The following is a 22,961-nucleotide window of genomic DNA, read 5'->3' as shown; positions in this document are numbered from 1 at the left end:
TCAACGCCTTCGCCATCACGTTCGGTGACCGCTGGCCGGGAGCCGAAACCTACTGATCAACAACGCCGGAAACACCGATCATGGGATAGACCCGCTGTGTCGCGCGCGGGGTCCATCTCGACAGACCACACGCCCGCCACCCGTCGATGTCTTCCGAAATCCGCCGCTATCCGTGTTGGCCGTTGGCGAGGGTGTTGCCGAGTGGGGTGCGGGTGTAGAAGGTGTGGCCGGCATGGCGGGCTTCGGTGATGAGGTTGTTGTTGCGCAAGACGGCGGCATGGCGGGACAGTTGTGACGCGGAGACGCCGGTGCGCTGGTGGATGGCGCGGGTAGGGGTGGCGGTGGTGATGGCGAGCAGGACCGCCGCGCGCGTGGGGCCGATGAGTTTAGCCAGCGCGCGGGGGTTGGTGACCGGCGGCGGAATGTGGGTGAGGGGATAGACCAGCACTGGCGGCAGGGCGGGGTCGACCAGTGCGACGGGCATGTCGGAGCAGAACCAGGACGGGATCAGGGTCAAGCCGCGGCCTTGCAGGTCGATGGTGAAGTTCATCGGGTAGGGGGCTTCCAGGACGCGGTCGCCGGGGTGCCAGATGGTGGTGGGGAGCAGGTTGGCCAGCATGGCCTCGATGCCCTGGGTGGTGAGGATGCCGGTGAGGCGGGTGTGCTCGGTGGTGGTCCGGTCCTGGATAGCGGGCCAGGCGGGGGCGAGCGCGGTGGTGAAGTAGTCGCGCAGGGTGACGCCGAGCAGGTGCAGTGCTTGGGTGTTGCCAGCGGCCAGCTCGGTGCCCCAGCTGGGCGCGCCGCTGCGGGTGGTCAGCTCGTCCAGCTCCCGCCCGATCTGTGTTCGCGGGGTGGACAGCACGGTGTCCAGGCCGGGCTCGAGACCTTGCAGGCCGGTGTGCGGGGTGAGGAAGTCGGGGAAGTAGGAGGAGATCGGGGCCAGCGGCACCAGATGGTCGCGGACCCGGCGGCCGAGGGCCCGGCCGGACAGGCAGTCCAGGGTGTTGGCCCGCCACCGCAGGACCTCGTCCGGGACGGGTGGGCCGTGGCCGCCGGAGGGACGGCGCCGCTGGAGCCGGTGCAGGCTCAGCACAAGACCCCAGAGAGCGTCCGGCCTTCCCGATACCCGGGTACGTGCCAGATCCTCCCGGGTGAAATGGATCAGCAACCTCGCCGCTCCCCCGAGCGTGGCCATAACCCTATGGTGCCTCATGTCACGCCTTTTGCGCCAGGACGCAAAAGAGTGTACTTCCCACCAGGGCCCGGCAATACTCGGTGACCAGGCCGTTCATATCGAGGCCAACTGGCAGGGGGAGAGCTCGCACGGATGCAGTCCTATTGTGCTGGGTTCATGACACAAGGAAGAGATTTGTACTGAGCAGCAAGGTCGCGACTTTTCCCTGCCTTCTATGACAGTAGAGCAGAAGGGTGATGACCTTGATTCGAAAACGGTGTTCCACAATTGTGACACTACTTTTAGCGACACTCTCGGGATCGATCTCACTTTCGCAGTCAAACGCGAGTGCGGACGACGTCTGCGGCCCGGGACTTAGGGTTATTTACAGTGGCCACTATCGCGGCTGCCGGATCGACAACGATACGATGCATTACCCTTACGCCTCCGTCTACTGGCCCTCGGGCGCAGCCTATAGGACTCTGGTTGTTGTCGGCAAGGATTACAAAATGTATGTTGCAGACAATCAAGGCCCTTTCAGGAGGCTTGGAAACGGCATTGCCGGAACGGACGGCAACGGCGTCTTCATGAATTATGCTGACCCTGGCGGAAACAGTGCCGTCGCGAGGATTCTAGGCTCGGATAACCATACGAGGTATTGCATAAATTTCTACAAAAATGCGGATCACCCGGAATGGGATGCAACATTCCACGGGTGGTACGTGTGCTAACTTGGAAAATATCCGCTAACCTGAAGTCTTTTCGCATGGACGCCAGAGGCTCGCAATTTCCCTGAGCCTAGACCTAAATGAATTTTGCGAGTCCCTCCGACTGCGGATGGATCCCCGATCGCTAGATTCATCGCGATCATCAGACGCCGGATGGCCCCGATCCCTCGGGCTTGACTCATAATGGAAGGTTGGTGGCGCTCTCCCGGGATCGGAGAGCGCCACCAGAGACTGCCAAGGTGCGGCCTGTGGTCGGTTGACGCAGAGAGGCATGGCCGTGGCCGACTCCCGCGTCCATGGGGAATGCATCTCACGCCCACCACATTCCCGCCAGACGATCGAGACGCCTCCACCCGGTCAGACCAGCAGCATTATACGGGGCCACCGGAATCACCCCTCCACAGCGCTGGACGTGCGCTTTCGCGACGAGCGGAGCGGACAAGTTACCTCATGAACCCTTTCCCATGGGCATTCTTCGGAATTGTCGCTTCGCGCGGCCGCTGCCCAGCGCTGCTGTCTGAGGCGTCGGGGAGCGTCCTCCTCTAGCCGCTTAGCGCGCGTTCGTCGAACGTCCTGTCATGCCGTTGCGCGGGCGTTCGCCGATTTCGGACCTCAAGGTTCTGTTCCTCACTTGATTGGTCTCCTGATCGAACACCCAACCGACTCAGCTTGGAACGAAAGATCCGAATGGCGGCCACGATGTCCCCCCCTCCCTCCCGAACACAGCCAAGCACGTCCGCGGTGCCGTGCTAACGGTCGATGAGGCACCCCAACGTGCCGATCCACCGGCGACAACGAACGGCCCGCAACCGGATGCGCCCGGCCGACCTGTTCGACCACTCCGCGTTCCCCGGACTGGTCGACGGGCGGGTCTGGGTCTTCACCTCGCCCGGGACATGTCGACCTGGAACAGGGAGGAACCGCGCTGACAACACGACCGGGTCCTCAGCGTCGAAGGCGACTGGCTCGCCGTCCGAGACGCCCACCAGTAAGCGCGGGACCCTGCTGGCGCTGCTGATCGCCGACTACGCCCTCAATCAGGGCAGGTCGGTGGCCCTACCTGACCGGAACCCGCCAGTTGGCGAGGGAGTCAAGGACGAGGCCGCCAAGCTCGGCTTGGAGATCGTGCGGTTCGCCGGCGGGAGCAATCGTCCGACGTGCCGACCTCTTGATCGGCTCAGCAGGTCGCTGGCGGCAACCCCAGCTCGTGCCCCATCGAACATCCGCCGCATAGCGGCCGTTCGGGAACGTCCGGTATTTCCGACGAGCGGACGTTTGCCCGCTGTGTTGTCACGCGGTAGACGTCGTCGCGTTGCGGGTCGTAGACGGCCAGACCATGGTGCGCGGCCAGGCGCAGCACCGTCTCGATCGCCGGTGTACTCCGGGAACCGAGCCCGAGATGCATGATCACGTGGTCGATGCCGACCGAAAGCGGCGTCGAGTTCCACGGACAGTCAGGCGCTTCAACAGCTGGACCCTGGTCGGGGTGGATGGATCGCAGTTGCTCGTAGAAGGCCATGATGCGCCTGTCTGGCTCGCCGACGTCGTGTGTGCCCGCGGCGATGCAGTGCTCGTACATCCGGCGTGCGGAGCCGTCGTCGTTGTCGGCGCCCAAGGCCAGAACCGCCAGATCGAAGCTCATGACCTCACCCTTGTCCTCACGACCGGCGCGCGTGTGGTCGCCTGACTCAGTTCGTGTCCTCGTCTTCCAAGGTGGGGATCACCGGTGACAAAAGATGGTCCGCGTACTCGGTGACCGTGCCTCGGACCAGCCGGTGGATACGGAAGTTCAGCATGTGTTCCGGGTGTTCGTCGTCGTGGACGTACAGCAGCCCGTATGCCCCAGGGGCAAGCTTCCCGACCTCGGCGAACAAGCCGATCACCGCTTCAGCGTACTGCCCGCCGTGATTCGGATGCCCGCCGAGATGGATGTAGTACGTGCCGTTCATCGGCCGCAGATCCATCAACGCGTAACCAGCGAACTCGTCGACCAGGGCCTGGATCTCGCCGAGCCGAAGGGGCGGTTCGTCGTCAATCGCCTCAGCCGTCGAGCGAAGCGCTATCCAGCCGTGGTACTCGAACATGCCAAGAGCCTAGTAGGCCGGGCCGCTGGGCCACCCACACATTTGATGTGCAATACCGGCCCGCCTGCCTCCCCGGTCCCTTGAGTCGCCCACGGAGCATCCTCCCCGTCACCGAGATCGCCCCAACGCCGCACAAGAGCCTCGGCGAAACGTGCGATCTTCGGCGTCACCGGCACCTCCCCCTCTTCCAGGAACCGCTCCGCGAGCTCGCCGAAGACCTCACCTGCTTCGTCGTCACTGCCCGGCCGCGCACCCTCCCAAACCACCAAGTCGTAGCTCATGAACGAATCATGGCACCCAGCACCGACATTCCGTCTCCGCCACCCAACGCACACCCGCTGCCCGAAGATGCGACGACATCGCCAGGCGCTTGTCAGCCGCGATCTTGGGACCCCTCCCACGCCACCTAGCTATCGTGCGGTTCGAGCTGGGAAAGAGGGATGTGGGCATGCGGTGGCTGATGTCAGTGCTGGGGTCGGTGCTGGTTCTCACCGGGTGTTCGAAAGCGGGAAACCAGGCCGCGCCCCCACCGTCACCGGCTCCTCCCCCTGCCGGCCGGGCGCTGGTCGCGTGGGCCGAAACGACCTGTACACAGGTCAAGCAGATCGATGCCCTGCGCGCGAAGTCCGGCGAGCCGGGCAACCAGCAGGCCCCGCCGTCCGGCATGAGCTCGGTTCTCGCCGGTATGCAGGCCGAGTCCACTATCCGCGACGCGGCGGGGTCGGTGAATTCGGTGACCAAGGCGCTGCGGGAACTGGCGCCCACCGGAATCCCCGCCGCGGACGCGTATGCCGGCGAACTGGTGAAGACGCTGGACGGCGTGCGACCGCAATTGCCCGCCGCTGACGACGCCAAGCTGATGGCGGCACCGGACGAGGAGAAGATCGCCAAAGCCAAGCAGGTCAGCGCGGTCCTCGCCGCGATCGAAGCACAAGGCCCGAAGCTGGCGGCGATGGCCGACGGCACGCCGCAGCTGATCTCCTCCTACAACCTGGCCCCCAGCTGTGTGCCAGGGAAAAAACACGATGAACGGGCCCGCCGGCTGCTGGTCTGGTCGAACGTGCTGTGCGAGAGCACGAAATCGGTGCTCTCACTGGACACCGACCCGTTGGCGGATCCGGGTTTGACCGACCCGCGGTTCGCCCGGCTGGCGGAAAGCATGCTGTCGGAGTACCCGGCGAGATGGCTGCCCACCGTCGAGCAGATCGCTCGACAGCTGAGCTCGGTATCGGCGATCGGGATCAAGGATGCCGACGAGTACCGGTCGGCTTTGCTTGCCACCGCCCAGGCCGCACTGCCGAAACTGCCGAAGAGAGAATTCGGCGCTTCCCGGCCGGGGTCGCAGTCCATCGAACAGCTGAAGCAGCAGGCCGCTCAGGTGGCGGACACGCTCAGGTCGATCAAGCCGAAGGGGCCGGAACTGGCGGCCGTCGCTGCAGCCGACCCGCAGCTGTCGGCTGCGTACGGTCTGGCCCCAGCGTGTGAACCGCCCAAACCCGCGCCGTCGACCGCGCTGCCGACGGCGGCCAACGGCACCGACCTGGCGGCTTGCCGGTCCGGTAAATGCCAGATCCAGGTGAGCGGTTCGGCCGAGGTGACCATGAGCGGCTTCCGGTTCACGATTTCGGTGACCCAGTCCGGGGTCAACGTCGTCGACGATCTTCGAATGCTCCGGCTGGGTACGCACGGTCAAGGCTCGGTCGGCAGCGGCAGCAAAACCGTCACGTTCAAGGTCCTCGGGGTGAACGCGAACACCGCGGTGCTGGACATCGGCACCTCCTGATCCCGGCGATCCGGCGGCGGGGTGGTGGTGGGTGGGCATGGAACCCGGCAGGCCGCAACCCTCCGGAAGCCATGAAATCCCGCGAATCGCAAATCCGCCCGAGGGCACACAATTGTTCAGTACGCAAATCCCTCCCGGGGCATATCGTCCGCCCGGTCGCAACATTATTGACGAGAATCTCTAAACTTGACAGCCTCATGGAGTCTGCTTATGGTCATTCGAGTTCCCGCCGTTCGATATCCGAAGGTGGTCATGACCACGCCTCCCGCGCTGCCAAAAATCAGGCAGTATTCAGTTCTTGCCGTTCTCATGGTGTGTTCGCTGCTGATCTGGCTGGACAACACCGTCCTCAGTATCACCCTGGAAACCCTTGCCGACCCGGTCCGCGGACTGGGTGCCAACCCGGCCGAACTGCAATGGGCCACCGGCGCGTACACCCTGGTGTTCGCAACCCTGATGTTCACCGCGGGCGCGCTGGGCGACAGCTTCGGCCACCGGAATGTGCTCGCGATCGGCCTGGTGATCTTCGGCGGGACCTCGATCTGGGCGGCGTACGCGGGCGATCCGGGCCAGCTGATCGCCGCGCGGGCCGGGATGGGAGTCGGCGCCGCGCTGATCATGCCCGCCAACTTCGCCATCCTGTTGTGGACCTTCACCGGCCCCGGGCGGGCGACCGCGATCGCCATTTCCTCGACATCCACCGGTGTCGGAATGGCGGCGGGCCCGGTGCTGGCGGGACTCCTGCTCAGCCATTTCTGGTGGGGTTCGGTCTTTCTCGTCAACGTCCCCATCGTCGTGGTGGCGCTGGCCGGGATCATCCTGCTGGTCCCCAATTTCCGCAGCCCCATCGTGCGGCCGCTGGACCCGGCCGGGATTCTGCTGTCGATCAGCGGGCTCGCGGCACTGACCTACGGCCTGATCCGCGCGGGGCAGGTGGACGACTGGGGTCGTCTGGACGTCTGGGCGCCGATCGTGGCCGGGCTTGTCCTGCTGACGGTTTTCGTGCTCGTGGAATTGCGGGCCAAGCTGCCGAGTTTCGACCCGCGGCTGCTCGCGCAGCGGATGTTCGGCGGCGGCAACGCGTCCATGGCCTTGCTGCTCTTCTCCGTGGCCGCGGTCACTTTCTACAACGCGTTCTACATGCAGGGCGCATTGGGCTACTCCCCGATGAAGGCCGGCTTGGCCAACGTTCCGACCGCGGTCGGCGCGATCGTGGGAGCGCCGCTGGGCGCACGTCTGGTCCGCCTGTGGTCGCTGCGCACGGTCGCCGTGCCGGCGATCGCGGTGGGGGCGGTCTCCATGGGCGCCGTCGGGCTCCTCGATCTGAACACCCCGCTCCTCTGGATCGAGATCATGTTGCTGGTGCAGGGCCTTGCCGTCGGCATGGTGCTGGCCCCGGTGACCGGAGCGCTGATCAGCAGCCTGCCGCTGGAACAGTCCGGGGCCGGGTCGGCCGTGACCAACACGGCGCGGCAGGCAGGCAGCGTGATCGGGATCGCGGTGGGCGGCACGATCATGTCGATCGCCTATCGAAGCGCGATCGAACCCTCGCTGAGTACTGTTCCGCCGTCGCTGCAGGACAGCGTACGGGTTTCCGCGGAACAGGCCCGGCACGTCGCCGCCACGCTCGGCAGGCCCGCTCTCACGCAGGCCGCCGATCAGGCGTTCATCCACTCGATGCACGTCGGCGGGATCTGGATCATGGCCATCACGCTCGTCGCGACCGTCGTGCTGGTGTTCGCCCTGCGTCCGGCCGGAAAGCTCAAGAAGACGGCACAGAAGCCTGACGACGGCCGGGAAAGCAGCCCCGCCACGGCCGGGGTCACCGCCCACGCCGGGGCCGACACCGCAGCCACGTATTCGGGCGCTGACGTTGACAGCCACTGAAACAACGGGAATCCGGCACCGGCTTCCCGGTGCCCTGCTCGACAGTCAGGCCACGTATCTGCTCGACCGTCACATGTTCGCGTTGTGGACCTGGTCCGGGGATCACCGTGTGGCAGGGGATGCCCCACCACACGGTGACACCCAGAGCGTGGCCCTGGTCGTCCCGGCCTCGGACCTGTCCACGTTCGAGGTGTCCGACGTCGACTGCGCGCTGGTCGAGCCGGACAAGCTCGCCGGCACGCCTCTCGACTCGCCCGGTCAGTCGGTCGACGCCTGGCGGGCGCGGATCACGGGCGGCGACGCGGTCCTGCCGATCGCCGGGCATGCCGTTCCCGATGCCACGGGTACCGCCGTGACCTCGGCGGAGCATGCCGTGGCCGTTTTCCGGCACACTACTGCCGTCGCGGCTGAACTGCGCTCCGCACTGACCGCCGAGCTGCGGCCGTATCAGGCCCGCGGGGTGAGCTGGCTGCGCGAAGCCGTCGACGCGCACGGCGGTGCGGTGCTGGCCGACGAGATGGGGCTCGGCAAGACGCTGCAGGCAATCGGCTATCTCGTCGGGCGCGCCGACGAGGGGCCGCAGGTGGTGGTGTGTCCCACGTCGCTGGTCGGGAACTGGGCACACGAGATCGCGCGGTTCGCACCCGATCTGCGGACGATCGCCTGGCGTGGCGAATCGTTGGAGGCGCTGGACAAGCGGACGGTGGTGCTCACCGGCTATCCGACGCTGCGCCTGCACAGCCCTGTCCTCATGGAACATCAGTGGAGCACCGCGGTCTTCGACGAGGCGCAGGTGCTGAAAAACCCGCGCACACAGGTATCGAAGGCCGCGCGGACCCTCACGGCCGACGCGAGAATCGCGTTGACCGGAACGCCCGTCGAGAATCGCCTGGAGGAACTCTGGGCGATTCTCAATCTGGTCGTACCACAGCTGTTCGGGCACCGGACGCAGTTCCGGCGTCGCTTCATCAAGCCGATCGCGGACGGTTCCCTCGCGGCCGCCGCCCGGCTGCGCGGGGTGATCGAGCCGGCTGTGCTGATGCGGAAGAAGTCGCAGGTCGCCGGGTCGCTCCCGCCCAAGATCCACGCCGACCTGATCTGCGATCTCACCGAAGAACAGCAGCACCTGTACGACCGGCTGCTGGAGCAGGCGATCGACGACGGCTTCGGGAGCGGCGTACAGCGCCAGGCCCGGGTGCTGGCGGCGTTGACCGCGCTCAAGCAGGTCTGCAACCACCCGGGACTGGTCGGCGGCGATCCCGACGACGACTCCGGGGAACTGGCCGGGAGGTCGGGAAAGCTCGATCTGTGCACCGACATCGTGGCCAACAACCTCGAAACCGATTCTCCGACACTGATTTTCACCCAGTACCGGAAGACCGGCGAGCTGCTCGTGCGGCACTTCGGGGAGCAGTTCGGGGTGTCCGTCCCGTTCTTCCACGGCGGCCTGAATCAGGAACAGCGGGCCGGCATCGTCCGCGACTTCCAGGCCGAGCACGGCCCGAAAGTGCTGGTGCTCAGCCTGAAGGCCGGGGGAACCGGGCTCACCCTCACCCGCGCGGCCGACGTCATCCACTTCGACCGGTGGTGGAATCCGGCCGTGGAAGCGCAGGCCTCCGATCGAGTCCACCGGATCGGCCAGACCCGCACCGTGACCATCACCACCCTGACCACCAACACCACCGTCGAGGAGCACATCGCGGCCATGCATTCGCGCAAATCCGCGCTATCCGATATCGCCGACATGTCCGGTGTCGCCGAATTGGCCCGCTTGGACGACGACCGCCTCATCGCGACCCTGCGCCGGAAGCGAGCGGGCTGACATGGCGGACGACGACTTCGGTTACACAGCATGGGGACGGGACTGGGTCCGGCTCGCCCAGCCGTTGCGCCAGACCTTGCCCAACCCGGCCTTGCCGCGCGCCCGGAAGCTGGCGCGGGCCGGCGGAGCGCAGGTCACGATCGACGGCCGCATCGTCCGCGGCGCCGTCCAGCGTGGCCGCACCACCTCGGTGGTCCACATCGAAGTGGCGCCGATGTCCCGGGAGACGATCGCGGGGATCACCGGCCAATTGTCCGGCACCCGGCCCGTCCTCACCGACGAGGTGCACCGCGCGATCACCGAGGCGGGCCACCCGCCCGCACCGATACTCGCCGGCGTCGACTGCTCCTGCTCGGATGACACCGGGCGTTGTATCCATGTGCTGGCCGTCTATTACGAAATGGCACGGCGTGTCGATGACGATCCTCGAATCGCGCTCGACGTCCAGGAATTCTTCAGCGCCTCCCCGGCGAGCACTCGAGTACCCACCGCGGCATTACCGCAGCGGTGGATCGCGCTCAATGCCCTTGATCCGGCCGGCTACTTCACAGTGTCGAAGTAGCCGCACTCCCCTGCCCCGCACAGCGGAGTCGCACGGGACAAACGGGAAGTTTCGGTGCGCGCCGGCGGGAAATTCCCGTGAGCGGCGTCACAGTCGCCGGACCGAAGCCCGGCGGCCCGGGATTGATCAGCTACCGGACCGGACTTCCACCGGCAAGTGACAACAAACTTACGCATCACATCAATCGGGAGTAGTTTGTTTCCCGCGAGTTACTACTAATGTGCGGGATTGACATAGGCAGTGCCGGTATGGCTCCGGTGAGCGATGTGGACGTTCAGCAGGTAGCGGCGGAGGTGACGTCGTGGCTGGAGGAGCTGAAGTGGCGAGAGTCCGAGTTGTCTCGCGATCGCCGTCTTCATCCACCTGGAGCGCCCTGACCAGCACAAACCCGCCTCTGCGATCCTGAAAGGACCACCACCGGGCCCGCGGAACCCGGCAGTCCGCCTGCGGCCCCGGCCGCTCAATCAGGCTTACCAGCCGAGGTACGATCCGAAAACCCGCCAATCCCGCCCTCTTCCACCGAGCCACAGACGCGGCGAAAGAGCAAGGCCGCTTAGGGGGTGGATAGTTCCCGCACCTCGTCAGTTCGGGGTGGACAGTTCCCACGACTCATGCCATGCTCGTGCCCGAGGCTCGGCCTCCGAGGTTTTAACGTGAGCAACTGGGGGATTCACTGATATGAGTAGCGTGAACGACTACTTATTACCTGATATACGTGACAAACGATCTTTCCCTTGGACTGGACGATCCCCATTGCACACCGAGATCGCTGCGCCTGCCGGCACTCTCGAGACCAACCTCCAGGTCATGCTGATCATCCAGGACGATATTCGCCGATACAGTATCGAGGGAATGTTTCGTTCACTCGACATCCGGTTGACGGCGCAATTCAGCGCGAATATCGAAGATCTCTCGGCATTCTGCAACGGCCAGCTGATCATTTCGTCCAGCAATGCCTTGGCGCCGGTACCCGACGAGATCGCCGAAAGGCTGCGCGTCCACAACATTCATGTACTGATACTGGTGGATTCGACGGACGTCGTCGAGCAGTCCTGGGTCAACCACGCGAACGGTTTCCTGGACTGGGCGGACCTCCGCCCGGAGACCCTGCGCGAAGCGATCGTCGACGTGGCGGCCGGACGGTTTCACGTGTCGGCGACGCTGGCGCGGCGATCCGTGGCGGCACCCGACCAGTCCGGTGACGACACCACCTCGAAGCGCGCGTCGATGATCGCGCTGACGGCACGGGAGCACCAGGTACTGCGCCTGATCGCCGAGGGGCTGAGCAACCGGCAGGTCGCTCGGTCGCTGAGTATCTCCGAACATGGAGTCAAACGCACGGTCGGCATCATTCTGGCCAAGCTCAACTGTCCTAACCGGACTCTCGCGGTGGTCCGGGCCATCGAGTCGGGGCTCCTCGTCATGTGAGGTGCCGGGCCGGTGGCGAAGTTCCGCCCGACGGCACGGCCAGTGGCCCGCGGTCTCCGCGATCGCCAGGCAGGCGGACAAGCCCGAGCACGCCGCGCGGGCGGCCGGGCTTGTCCGGAACTGTCAGGTGTCCTCGGATCCGGCGATCCGGATATCACCGGCCGCCGAGTGAATCGAGCCAGCGGCGGAGGTGCGCGGCGGTCTCCGCCGCCTGTTCCTCGATGATCGAGAAGTGATCCGACGCGACGTGCCCGGCCGGTCCTCGGTGCAGCCAGCCGGGGACCGGATCGACGTCGCCGAAGCCGCTCAGCGTGACGGTGGCCCGCAGGTTCAGCGTCGGCGCGGCGATCGGCCTGGCCTCGCGCTCGGGAGTGATCCGCACATAGCCGCCCATGGCGACCAGGCCGTGGTCGTCGACGGGGGTCAGTGCGTTGTCCCGCGCCAGGATCTGCCCCAGCGCGTCGATGAGCACGCGGTGCTGCAGTTCGACGTCCTCCGTGGAGTAGGTGTCGATCATCGCGACGCCCGCGACCTCGCCGCCCTCGTCTTCGAGCCGCCGGGCGACCGCGTGGGCGATCACACCACCGATCGAATAGCCGACGAGCGCCACCGGGCCTCGCTCGAGTTCCGCCGCGACGGCCGCGGCGATGCTCTCGATCGCCGCCGCCCAGCTCGACGGCAGAGCGTCGCCTGCACGCATCCCGGGCAACCGCACCGCACTGATCCGCCGCTCACCGCCCAGTTCGCGGGCAAGGCGGGCGAACTGGTGCGGGCCCGATCCCGTCAGGAACGAGGGGACGCAGATCAGTGCCGGTGCCGCGTCGCCCCGCGCCAGAAGCTGGACATCCGGGCGTTGCGCGGCGGCCTCGCCGGCGGGGTACGTGGTCATCAGAGCCGAACTCGCGATCAGCAGGGGCATCGCCCCTTCCAGCTCGCCGCGGCGATGCGCCGCCGACACCAGATCGGTGATCGTGCCGCGCACGCCTGCCGGTGCCTGCTCGGCCACGCCGGTGCCGGATTCCTCGATCCGCGATCGCACCAGTTTCGCCACGTCGGCGGCGGTCGGGTGATCGAAGATCAGCGTCGACGGCAACGTCAGCCCGGTCAGCTGTGCGAGCCGGTTCCGGAATTCGACGGCGCCGAGGGAGTCGAAACCGAGCTCGGTGAACGGCGCGGCCGGATCGATCGCGTCGCCGGACAGGTGACCGAGGACCGCGGCGGCGACCTTGCGCACCTCTCGGACGAGCACGCCGTCGCGGTCGGCCTCGGGCAGCGCGGCCAGCTGCCGCACCAGGTCGGCACCGGCACTCGCGGCGGCCGGGGGAACCCGGATCATGCCGCGCAGTACCGCGGGCAGGGTGCCGCCGCTCGCCAGGGCGGTGAGCGCCGCCGTGTCCAGCAATGCCGTCATCGGTGTCGCCCGGCCGGTCGCGAGCGCGTTGTCGAACAACGCCATCCCGGACTCCGGGTCGATCGGGATCAGGCCCAGCCTGGCCCGGATCTGGCGGGCGTACTGCCCGGCGCCGTCCCCGCCGAGTATCCCCGCCATGCCGACGGTCCACAGTCCCCAGGCCAGTGAGTGCGCGGGCAGGCCAGCGTTGCGGCGCGCATGTGCCAGCGCGTCCAGGACGCTGTTGGCGGCGGCGTAGTTGCCCTGTCCCTGTCCGCCGAGCAACGGCGCCGCGGAGGAGAACAGCACGAACGCCGACAGCTCCAGGTCGCGGGTCAGCTCGTGCAGGTGCAGTGCCGCGTCGACCTTCGGTGCCAGCACCCGGGTCGTCTGCGCGGCGGTGAGGGTGTCGAGCGTGCCGTCGTCCAGGACGCCCGCCGCGTGGATGACGGCGGTCAGCGGGGCGTCGGCGTCGATGCCGGCCAGCAGAGCCTGGACCGCGGTGCGTTCGGTGACGTCGCAGGCCACGACCCGGACCTGGGCGCCGAGGCCGGTCAGCTCGGCGACCAGTTCGGCGGCGCCGTCCACCGCCGCGCCGCGCCGCGATGCCAGCAGCAGCCGTCGTGCGCCGTGCTCCGCGACCAGATGCCGCGCGACGATCGCACCGATACCGCCGGTGCCGCCGGTGATGAGCACCGTGCCGTGGCCGAACGACAGTGGCTCGCTTGGTTCGGTGGCGGGCACCGGCTGCAGCCGCGGTGCCAGGAGCCGGCCCTCGCGGACGGCCACGTGCGGTTCGTCCTGGGCCACGGCGTCGGTGAGCGACTTGATCGCCACGGTGTCGCCGTCGTGGTCGAGGAGCAGGGACCGGCCCGGGTGCTCGGATTGTGCGCTGCGCACCAGGCCCGCCACGGCGGCGCCGGTCAGGTCGGGTTCCTCCCCGGGCAGCCCGGCGGCCGTGCGCGTCAGGATCACGAGCCGGCCGGGGTGTTCAGCGCCGATCCAACCCTGCAGCAGTGCGAGCGTCGTCAATACGCCGGAGTGGATTTCCGCCGCGCCGGCACCGGTTCCGCGCGGGGCCTGCCAAACGACGGTGCCGGGAACATCGTGCAGCGCAGCGAGTTCCGCGAGATCGGCACAGCTTGCGAGGGACTCCGGGGCCTCGACGATCGCCGGGTCACCGAGCACGACGACGCGCCCGGTGTCCATTTTGGACTCGGCAGGCACGGCGACCCATTCGAGGTCGAACAACGGTGCCGCGCCACGCAGCCGGGCCAGCGCCTTCCGCTCGATCGGACGGACTCGCATCGACTCGATGCTCAGCACGAGGGCGCCGGCCGCGTCGACCGCGTCCACGCGCAAGGTGTCGGGTGCGACGCGGACGACGCGGACGCGCAGGGCATCCGCGCCGGACTGTTCCAGCTGGACACCGTCGAAGGCGAACGGCAGCGGCACCCGGCCATCGGACCCGCCCTCGGCGAGCCGGCCGACCGCGGCGTGGAACACCGCGTCCAGCAACGCCGGATGCAGTCCGAAGGCGGTGGCGCGCGCCGCCGTGTCGGTGTCGAGCGCCAGATCGGCGAAGACTTCCTCACCCCGCGACCACGCGGCGCGAACACCCTGGAACACCGGGCCGTACCCGAAGCCGAGGTCGCCGAGCGCGCGGTACACCTGTTGCGCGTCGACCGGATCGCCCGCGACGGGAGGCCACGCCTGGGACCAGTCCGGTGCCGCGGCCGGCGTGGCGGACGTGAGCAGGCCACGGGCGTGCGGCACCCAGGCGTCGACGGTGCGGGCGTGGATGGCCACGGCCCGGTGTCCGTCGGCGTCGGGTTCGCCCACGGAGAGCTGAACATCCGCGGCGCCATCGGCCGGGAGCACCAGCGGCTCCGCGAGCACCAGTTCCGCCAGGCGCGGCACGCCGAGCCGGACGCCGGCGGCCAGCGCCAGTTCCACGAATCCGGTACCCGGCATCACGACCGTGCCGTGGACGGCGTGGTCGGCGAGCCACGGGTGCGTGCGCAGCGAGAGCCTGCCGGTGAACAGCCACTCGTCCTTGCCGGCGAGCCGCACCTGGGCGTGCAGCAGCGGATGGCCGGCGGAGTCGGCACCGGCGAGCGGTGCGGCGGGCTCGGCGGGCAGCAGCCAGAATCGTTCGTGCTGGAAGGGATAGGCAGGCAAGGCGATCCGTGCCTGCGGCCGGGCTCCGAAGTAGTCCGCCCACCGCACCGGCCTGCCCGCGCAGTGCGCGGTCGCCAGCGCGGTGACCAGCTGCTCGGGCTCGTCGACGGTGCGACGGGAGCCCGCGACCACCGAGGCGCTCGCTGCGGGATCCGTCGCCACCGTGGCGCGGGCCATGGTGGTCAGCACCGCGTCCGGGCCCAGCTCGACGAACAGGCCCGCACCCGAATCGAGCAGCGACCGCACCGCCGGGGCGAAGCGCACGGCCTCGCGCACCTGCCGGACCCAGTACTCGGGCGTAGCCACCGCCTCGTCGGCGAATGCGCCGGAAACCGTGGAGCACAAAGGAATCCGTGGCTCGTGATACGTCAGGCCCACGGCGATCTCCGCGAACTCGGCCAGCATCGGATCCATCAAGGCGGAGTGGAACGCGTGGCTCACCCGCAGCCTGCTGGTCTTGACGCCCTCGGCCGCCAACCTCGATTCGAGCGCCGAGACGGCCTCGGTGTCGCCGGAGAAGACCACCACATCGGGAGCGTTCACCGCGGCCAGCGACACCGCGGCGACCGCCGGATCGGCCAGCAGCTGCCCGGCCCGCTCCTCCGGCACCGCGGCTGCCAGCATGCTCCCGCCCGCCGGCAGCGCCCCCATCAGCCTGCCCCGGGCCGCGACGAGCCGGCACGCGTCCGGCAACGACCACACACCGGACACGTACGCGGCGGCCAGCTCGCCGATCGAATGCCCGGCCACCGCGTCCGGCGTCACGCCGCAGGACTCGACAAGGCGGTACATCGCCACCTCGAACGCGAACAACGCGGGCTGGGTGTACTCGGTGCGGTCCAGCAGCGTCCCGGCGGTCGCGCCGAACATCACCTCCCGCAGCGAACGCCCCAGGTGTGCGTCGAATTCCGCGCACACCTCGTCGAGCGCGGCCGCGAAGACCGGGAACGCCCGGTACAACCCGGCGCCCATCCCGATCCGCTGCGCGCCCTGACCGGTGAACAGGAACGCCGTCGTGCCCGGCTGACCGACGCCGCTGACGATTCCCGGTCCCGGCTCGTCGGCGGCCAGGCGCGCCAAGGCCGCCAGCAGCGTCTCCCGGTCCGAGCCGACGACAGCGGCGCGCTGTTCGAGCCGCGCGCGGTGCAGCGCCAGTGTCACCGCGACGTCGGTCAGGTCCAGCTCCGGACGTTCGCACAGCGCGTCGTGCAGACGGCGCGCGTGGGACCGCAGCGCGGCCTCCGTCCGCGCGGACAGCAGCAACGGCACGACCTCCGGGCGCGGCGGATCGACCGGCCGCGCCGGGACCGCGGGCGCCTCTTCGAGGATCACGTGCGCGTTGGTCCCGCTGATCCCGAACGACGACACACCCGCCCGGCGCGGACGCTCCCCGGCAGGCCACGGCTCGGCCTCGGTCAGGATCCGTACCGCGCCCGCCGACCAGTCCACATGCGACGACGGCGTGCCGACGTGCAAGGTGGACGGCAACTGCTCGTGCCGCAGTGCCTGCACCATCTTGATCACCCCGCCGACCCCGGCGGCCGCCTGCGCGTGCCCGATGTTCGACTTCAGCGATCCGATCCGCAGCGGCTCGGCGCGCTCCTGTCCGTAGGCGTTGAGCAGCGCCCGCGCCTCGATCGGGTCACCCAGTGTGGTGCCGGTGCCGTGCGCCTCCACGGCGTCCACATCGGACGGCCGGAGGCCGGCGTTGACCAGTGCCTGCCCGATCACCCGTTCCTGGGACGGACCGTTCGGCGCGGTCAGGCCGTTGCTCGCACCGTCCTGGTTGATCGCGCTGCCGCGAATCACGGCCAGCACCGGGCGCCCGTTGCGCCGCGCGTCGGACAGCCGCTCGAGGGCGAGCACGCCGACGCCCTCGGCCCACGAGACACCGTCCGCGGTACTCGAGAACGCCTTGCAGCGCCCGTCCGGTGACAACGCCCGCTGCCGGGAGAACTCCTGGAACAGCAACGGAGTCGACATGACCGTCACCCCGCCCGCCAGTACCAGCGACGTCTCCCCCGCGCGCAGTGCCTGCACCGCCAGATGCAAGGCCACCAGCGACGACGAACACGCCGTGTCCACCGTCACCGCGGGTCCTTCCAGACCGAGGGCGTAGGACACCCGGCCGGAGACGACGCTGCCCGCCGATCCGGTCGCCAGATAGCCTTCCGCGGCACCGTCGGCGGCCTCGCGCGCCGTGAAGCCGTAGTCCTGGTACATGACGCCCGCGTACACCCCGGTATCGCTGCCCCGCAGTGCGATCGGATCGATACCGGCGTCTTCGAGCGCTTCCCAGGACGTCTCGAGCAGCAACCGCTGCTGCGGGTCCATCGCCGCCGCCTCGCGGGGTCCGATGCCGAAGAAGGCGGCGTCGAAATCACCCGCCGCATGCAGGAATCCGCCTTCCCGGGTGTAGATCTTGCCGGGTTTGCCGGGGTCGGCGTCGTACAGGCGCTCGACGTCCCAGCCGCGGTCGCCGGGGATCGGGGTGATCGCATCGACGCGCCCGGCGATCAGCTCCCAGAGCTGGTCCGGATTCTCGACACCGCCGGGATACCGGCAGCTCATGCCGACGATCGCGATCGGCTCGTCGGTTTTGGCCTTCGCTTTGACCGAGGAGGGGCGCGGCCGGGTCGGCTCCGAACCGTCGACCCGGGTACGCAGGAAGCCCGCGACGGCGGCGATGGTCGGATAGTCGAACACCAGCGTGGACGGAAGCTCGACGCCGGTGGCGGCGGTCACCTTGTTGCGGAACTCGACTCCGCCGAGCGAGTCGAAACCCAGTTCGCTGAACGGAGTTCCGGGGTCGATGGCGCCGGCCGACTCGTGACCGAGGACGGCGGCGGCGATCGCGCGGACCTCGTCGCGGATCAGCACCTCCCACTGATCGGCGGGAGCGTCGAGCAACCGCTGACGCAACGGGCTGTCGGCGATCCGGCCGCGCGCCGGGACGTGAATCAGGCCGCGCAGCACCGCGGGCAGCGTGCCGAGCCTGCCCAGCGCGGTGAGCGCGGGGGTGTCGAGCAGCGCGGTCATCAGCATCGGTTCGGTGGTGGCCAACGCGTTGTCGAACATCCGCATGCCGATATCCGGCTCGATCGGGGACAACCCGAGACGCGTGCGGATCTGCCGCACCAGATGTTCGCCGCCCGGGTCGTTCAAGGACTCGGCCATGCCGAGCTTCCACAGCCCCCAGGCCAGTGAATGCGCGGGCAGGCCGGCGCTGCGGCGCACCTGGGCGAGCGCGTCCATCGCCGCGTTCGCGGCCGCGTAGTTGCCCTGGCCCTGCCCGCCGAGCAGTGGCCCGGCGGAGGAGAACAGCACGAACGCCGACAGGTTCCTGTCGCGGGTGAGCTCGTGCAGATGCCAGGCGGCATCGGCCTTCGGGGCGAGCACCCGGTCCACCTGCCCGGCGGTCAGGGTTTCGATGGTGCCGTCGTCGACCACGCCCGCGGTGTGCACGACCGCGGTCAACGATTCGGATTCCAGCAGTGCCGCGAGCGCGCTGCGATCGCTGACATCGCACGCGGCGACGCGTACGTCGGCGCCCAGTGCGGTCAGTTCGGTGACCAGTTCCTCGACGCCTGGTGCGGCGGAGCCGCGGCGTGAGACGAGCAGCAGTCTGCGCACCTCGTGCCGGACGACCAGGTGGCGTGCGGTGACGGCGGCCAATCCGCCCGCGCCGCCGGTGATCAGGACCGTGCCGTCACCGAAGGGCTTGTCGGTCGCTTCGACGGTGGTCGTCCGGATCAGCCGCGGTGCCACCGTGGCGCCGTCGCGGATCGCGAGCTGGGGTTCGTCCGTGGCGACCGCGGCGGTGATCCGCCGGGGCAGGTCCGCGAGGTCGGCGAGGTCACTGTCGCCGAGGTCCACGTTCACGATGCGCCCCGGATGTTCCGATTGCGCGCTGCGCACCAGGCCGCGGACGGCCGCTGCCGCGGGATCCGGCGTCTCGCCGGGCAGACCGGCGCCATTGCGGGTCAGCACGATCAGCGTCGCGTCGGCGCAACCCGGTTCGGCAAGCCAGTCGCGCAACACCGCGAGGGCGTCGTGCACGGCGGTGCGGATAGCCGCGGGGACGTCGTCGCCGTCCGCTGCCGTTTCGGGCGACCAGACGACAAGCGCGCCGGTGTGTCCCCCGTCGGCCGCGAACGCCGCGACATCACCGAAAGTCTCGCCACAACCTGCGATCGGCCGACCCAGCGCGACCAGTTTCCGGTCCGGCGCCGCGGATGCCGTCACCGGCGTCCAGTCGAGGGCGTAGAGCGGACTGCGGGCCCCGGCGAGAGCGCGCGCGTCCGCGGGGCGGGCGAGCACGGCGTCGATCGACAGCACCGCGGCACCGGTGGCGTCGCAGGCGTCGATGCGCACCTTCTCGGGGCCCAGCCGGCTGATGCGCGCGCGGACCGCGGTGGCGCCGTGCCGGAACACCCGGACACCGCCGAAGGAGAACGGAAGCGGAAGTTTGCCGTCGGGCAGGTTGTCGGCGAGTCCGTCGAGGGCAGCGTGGAAGATCGCGTCCAGCAGCGCCGGATGGACCCCGAAGCCCGCTGTCGTCTCGTCCAAGGTCACCTCGGTGAACACGTCGTCACCACTGGTCCAGGCGGCGCGCACGCCCTGGAAACCCGGGCCGTAGCCGAATCCCCGTTCGGCGAGCCGGTCGTACAGACCCGTTGCGTCGATCGGCGTGCCGTCGGCGGGCGGCCAGTCGGGGTCGGTCCAGTCCGGCGTCACGTCGTCGGCGGGAGCGAGGACGCCGGTGGCGTGCAACGTCCAGTCCGGCTCGGCCTCCGCGGCATCGGTGACGGCACGCGAATGGATCGACAGGCGCCGACGGCCGGTGTGGTCGGGCTCGGTCACCGAGACCTGCACGTCCACGGCAGTGGCGCCGTCGAACAACAGCGGCGACGACAGGACGAGTTCGTCCACGACGGGCAGTTCCAGGCGGCGGCCCGCGGCCACCGCGAGATCCACGAACCCGGTGCCGGGCAGAAGGATCGATCCGAAGGCCGTGTGGTCGGCGATCCACGGCTGGCCGGTGGTGGAAAGCCTGCCGCTGAACAGCCATTCGTCGCGACCGGCGAGCGGCGCGGCGACGCGCAGCATCGGATGTTCGAGCGCGGCGAGACCGGCGCGGCCCAGGTCGCCGAGCGCGCCGTCGTCGGGCTGCACCCAGTAGCCGCGACGCTGGAAGGCGTAGACCGGCAGGTCGAGATGGGTGACCGGCTTTCCTGGCGACAGCGGCGTCCAGTCGACGGCCATGCCCGAGCACTGGGCGGCGGCGAGCAACCGCAGGAACTGGCCGGCCTCGTCGACGCTGCGCCGGGACGCCGCCGCGACCAGCGAGCGGGACGCCACTTCGTCGGTCAGTGTCTGGCGGGTCATCGCCGCCAGCACCGCGTCCGGCCCCACCTCGACGAACCGGCGCACGCCGGCGTCGGCGAGGGACCGCACCGCCGGGGCGAACCGCACGGCCTCGCGCACCTGCCGCACCCAGTACCGCGGCGTCAGCAGTTCGGGACCGATCGGCGCACCGGAAACCGTGGAGTACACGCCGATTCGTGGCGCGTGATACGCGACCGATTCGGCGACCTGCTCGTACTCGGCGAGCATCGGTTCCAGCAACGCCGAGTGGAAGGCATGACTGACCGTCAGCCGGGTCGTCTTCACGCCCTCGGCCACCAGCCGGTCCTCCAGCGCGGCGATCGCCGCCGTCTCGCCCGAAAACACCGTCGCCGCTGGCGCGTTCACGGCCGCCAGCGAGACCGTCCCGTCCGAAACCAGGTCCAGCGCCCGCGCCTCCGGCACCGCGGCGGCGAGCATCGCGCCACCGGCGGGCAGCGCGCCCATCAGCCGGCCGCGGGCGGCAACGAGCCGGCACGCGTCGGCCAGCGACCACACCCCGGCCACGTAGGCCGCGGCCAGCTCGCCGATCGAATGCCCGGCCACCACGTCCGGGGTCACACCGAACGATTCCAGGAGGCGGTACAGCGCCACCTCGAACGCGAACAGCGCGGGCTGCGTGAACTCCGTCCGGTCAAGCGAGCGTTCGGCGTCGGCGAACATGACCTCGCGCAGCGATATCCCCAGCAGGGCATCGAATTCCGCGCACACGTCGTCGAGCGCAGCCGCGAACACCGGGAACGCGGCAGCGAGTCCCGCGCCCATCCCGGCACGTTGCGCGCCCTGACCGGTGAACAGGAAGGCCGTCTCGCCGGTGGTGACGGCACCGGACACGACCTGCGGGGAGGCCGAACCCGCGGCCAGGGCCGTGAGGCCGGCGAGCCGGCCGGCCCGGTCGGCGCCGAGCACCGCGCCGCGCCGATTCAGCCGAGCGCGGGTGGTGATCAGTGCGGCAGCAATGTCGGCGTCAGCCGTCTCGGGGTGGTCGGTGAGCCAGACGAGTAACCGGCTCGCCTGTGCCCGGAGCGCGGCGTCCGACTTGGCCGAAAGCAACCACGGCACCGAGAGGATCGAAACCTCTTGGCGCACAACATCATCCGGCGCGGTTTCCGCATCGGCCGCACGGTCGCGCGGCGCCTCTTCGAGGATCACGTGCGCGTTGGTCCCGCTGATCCCGAAGGACGACACGCCCGTCCGGCGCGGACGGTCGAGCTCCGGCCACTCCCGGGCCCGTGTCAGCAGTTCCACCGTGCCCGCCGACCAGTCGACCTCGGGGGTCGGCTCGGCCACGTGCAACGTCGAGGGCATGACCCCGTTGCGCATCGCCATGACCATCTTGATCACGCCCGCGACACCCGCCGCGGCCTGCGTGTGACCGATGTTCGACTTGACCGAACCCAGCCACAACGGGTTGTCGTCTCCCCGGGCCTTGCCGTAGGCGGACAACAGCGCCTGCGCCTCGATCGGATCACCGAGCCGGGTTCCCGTGCCGTGCGCTTCCACAGCGTCCACTTCGGACGCCGACAGCCGCGCGTTGTCCAACGCGGCCCGGATTACGCGCTCCTGCGAAGGCCCGTTCGGCGCGGTCAGCTGGCTGCTCGCACCGTCCTGGTTCACCGCGGAACCGCGGACCACGGCCAGGACTCGATGACCGCTGCGCTCGGCGTCCGAAAGCCGTTGCAGCACCAGCAAACCCACGCCCTCGGCCCAGCCCGTGCCGTCCGCCGACGACGAGAACGCCTTACACCGCCCGTCCGGCGCCAATCCACGTTGCCGGGAAAACTCCACGAACGTCCCCGGCGTCGCCATCACCGTCACGCCACCGGCAAGCGCCATCGAGCACTCGCCCTGACGCAATGCCTGTGCCGCAAGATGAATCGAAACCAACGAGGATGAGCAAGCGGTGTCGACCGTCACCGCCGGGCCCTCCAACCCGAAGGTGTAGGACACCCGGCCCGACGCGATGCTGCCCGCGCTTCCGGTCAGCAGGTAGCCCTCGAAGTCCTCGGGCGCCTTCGGGATCCGGGAACCGTAGTCGTCGTACATGACGCCCGCGTACACCCCGGTACGCGTGCCCCTCAGCGCGGTCGGGTCGATGCCCGCGTGTTCGAAAGCCTCCCACGCCGTTTCCAGCAGCAACCGCTGCTGGGGATCCATCGCCGCCGCCTCGCGCGGACTGATGCCGAAGAACTCGGCATCGAATTGGTCGGCGTCGTACAGAAATCCGCCTTCACGGGTGTACGAGGTTCCCAGTTGTTCGGGGTCGGGGTGATAGAGCCTTTCCAGGTCCCAGCCAGGGCGCTCGGGGAAGCTGCCTACCGCGTCGCGCTCGGCGCTCACCAGCTCCCAGAAGTCTTCCGGAGAGGCGACGCCGCCCGGCAGCCGGCAGGCCATCCCCACGATCGCGATCGGCTCATGAGCGCGCTCCTCCAGATCCTGGACACGCTGACGGCTTTCTCGCAGGTCGACCGTCGCCCGCTTGAGGTAATCGCGCAGTTTCTGCTCGTTGTTCATGT

8 protein-coding genes and 1 pseudogene are annotated in these 22,961 nt (G+C 68.9%); 5 read left to right on the top strand and 4 right to left on the bottom strand.

Features of this window, described 5'->3' with window-relative positions:
* Positions 1-166: 166 nt before the first annotated feature.
* From ACFWX1_RS35865 to ACFWX1_RS35855, 3 genes are all read right to left on the bottom strand, one after another.
* On the bottom strand, positions 167-1,195 hold the full coding sequence (locus ACFWX1_RS35865) for an ArsR/SmtB family transcription factor (RefSeq protein WP_378394237.1): 1,029 nt from the start codon (positions 1,193-1,195) through the stop codon (positions 167-169).
* Positions 1,196-3,079: 1,884 nt separating this feature from the next.
* Positions 3,080-3,544 (bottom strand): hypothetical protein, encoded by a 465-nt coding sequence (locus ACFWX1_RS35860; protein WP_378394235.1) that lies wholly within the window; start codon positions 3,542-3,544, stop codon positions 3,080-3,082.
* Positions 3,545-3,590: 46 nt separating this feature from the next.
* Complete coding sequence (locus ACFWX1_RS35855) at positions 3,591-3,986, bottom strand: Imm7 family immunity protein (RefSeq protein WP_378394234.1); 396 nt, start codon at positions 3,984-3,986, stop codon at positions 3,591-3,593.
* Between the two features lie 448 nt (positions 3,987-4,434).
* Between ACFWX1_RS35855 and ACFWX1_RS35850 the strand changes: the two genes are divergently transcribed.
* The 5 genes from ACFWX1_RS35850 (at position 4,435) to ACFWX1_RS35830 (ending at position 11,468) form a co-directional block, all read left to right on the top strand.
* The gene (locus ACFWX1_RS35850) at positions 4,435-5,769 is read left to right on the top strand and encodes a hypothetical protein (protein WP_378394233.1); all 1,335 of its coding nucleotides are present in this window, start codon (positions 4,435-4,437) and stop codon (positions 5,767-5,769) included.
* A gap of 252 nt (positions 5,770-6,021) precedes the next feature.
* A complete protein-coding gene (locus ACFWX1_RS35845; protein WP_378394232.1) occupies positions 6,022-7,656 on the top strand; it encodes an MFS transporter in 1,635 nt (544 codons plus the stop codon).
* Positions 7,643-9,478, top strand: a complete 1,836-nt coding sequence (locus ACFWX1_RS35840; RefSeq protein ID WP_378394231.1) for a DEAD/DEAH box helicase — start codon at positions 7,643-7,645, stop codon at positions 9,476-9,478. The genes ACFWX1_RS35845 and ACFWX1_RS35840 overlap by 14 nt, the downstream gene beginning before the upstream one ends.
* A gap of 1 nt (position 9,479) precedes the next feature.
* The gene (locus ACFWX1_RS35835; protein WP_378394230.1) at positions 9,480-10,040 is read left to right on the top strand and encodes a hypothetical protein; all 561 of its coding nucleotides are present in this window, start codon (positions 9,480-9,482) and stop codon (positions 10,038-10,040) included.
* An 807-nt stretch (positions 10,041-10,847) separates the two neighbouring features.
* A complete protein-coding gene (locus ACFWX1_RS35830) occupies positions 10,848-11,468 on the top strand; it encodes a response regulator transcription factor (protein WP_378394229.1) in 621 nt (206 codons plus the stop codon).
* A 154-nt stretch (positions 11,469-11,622) separates the two neighbouring features.
* Here ACFWX1_RS35830 and ACFWX1_RS35825 read toward each other — a convergent pair.
* A pseudogene (locus ACFWX1_RS35825) lies at positions 11,623-22,956 on the bottom strand (SDR family NAD(P)-dependent oxidoreductase); the annotation flags it as partial.
* Positions 22,957-22,961: the final 5 nt, after the last annotated feature.

It is taken from the genome of Amycolatopsis sp. NPDC059021, assembly GCF_042739895.1.
In the GTDB taxonomy this organism is placed as follows: domain Bacteria; phylum Actinomycetota; class Actinomycetes; order Mycobacteriales; family Pseudonocardiaceae; genus Amycolatopsis.
This window is presented reverse-complemented; position numbering and strand designations above follow the sequence as displayed.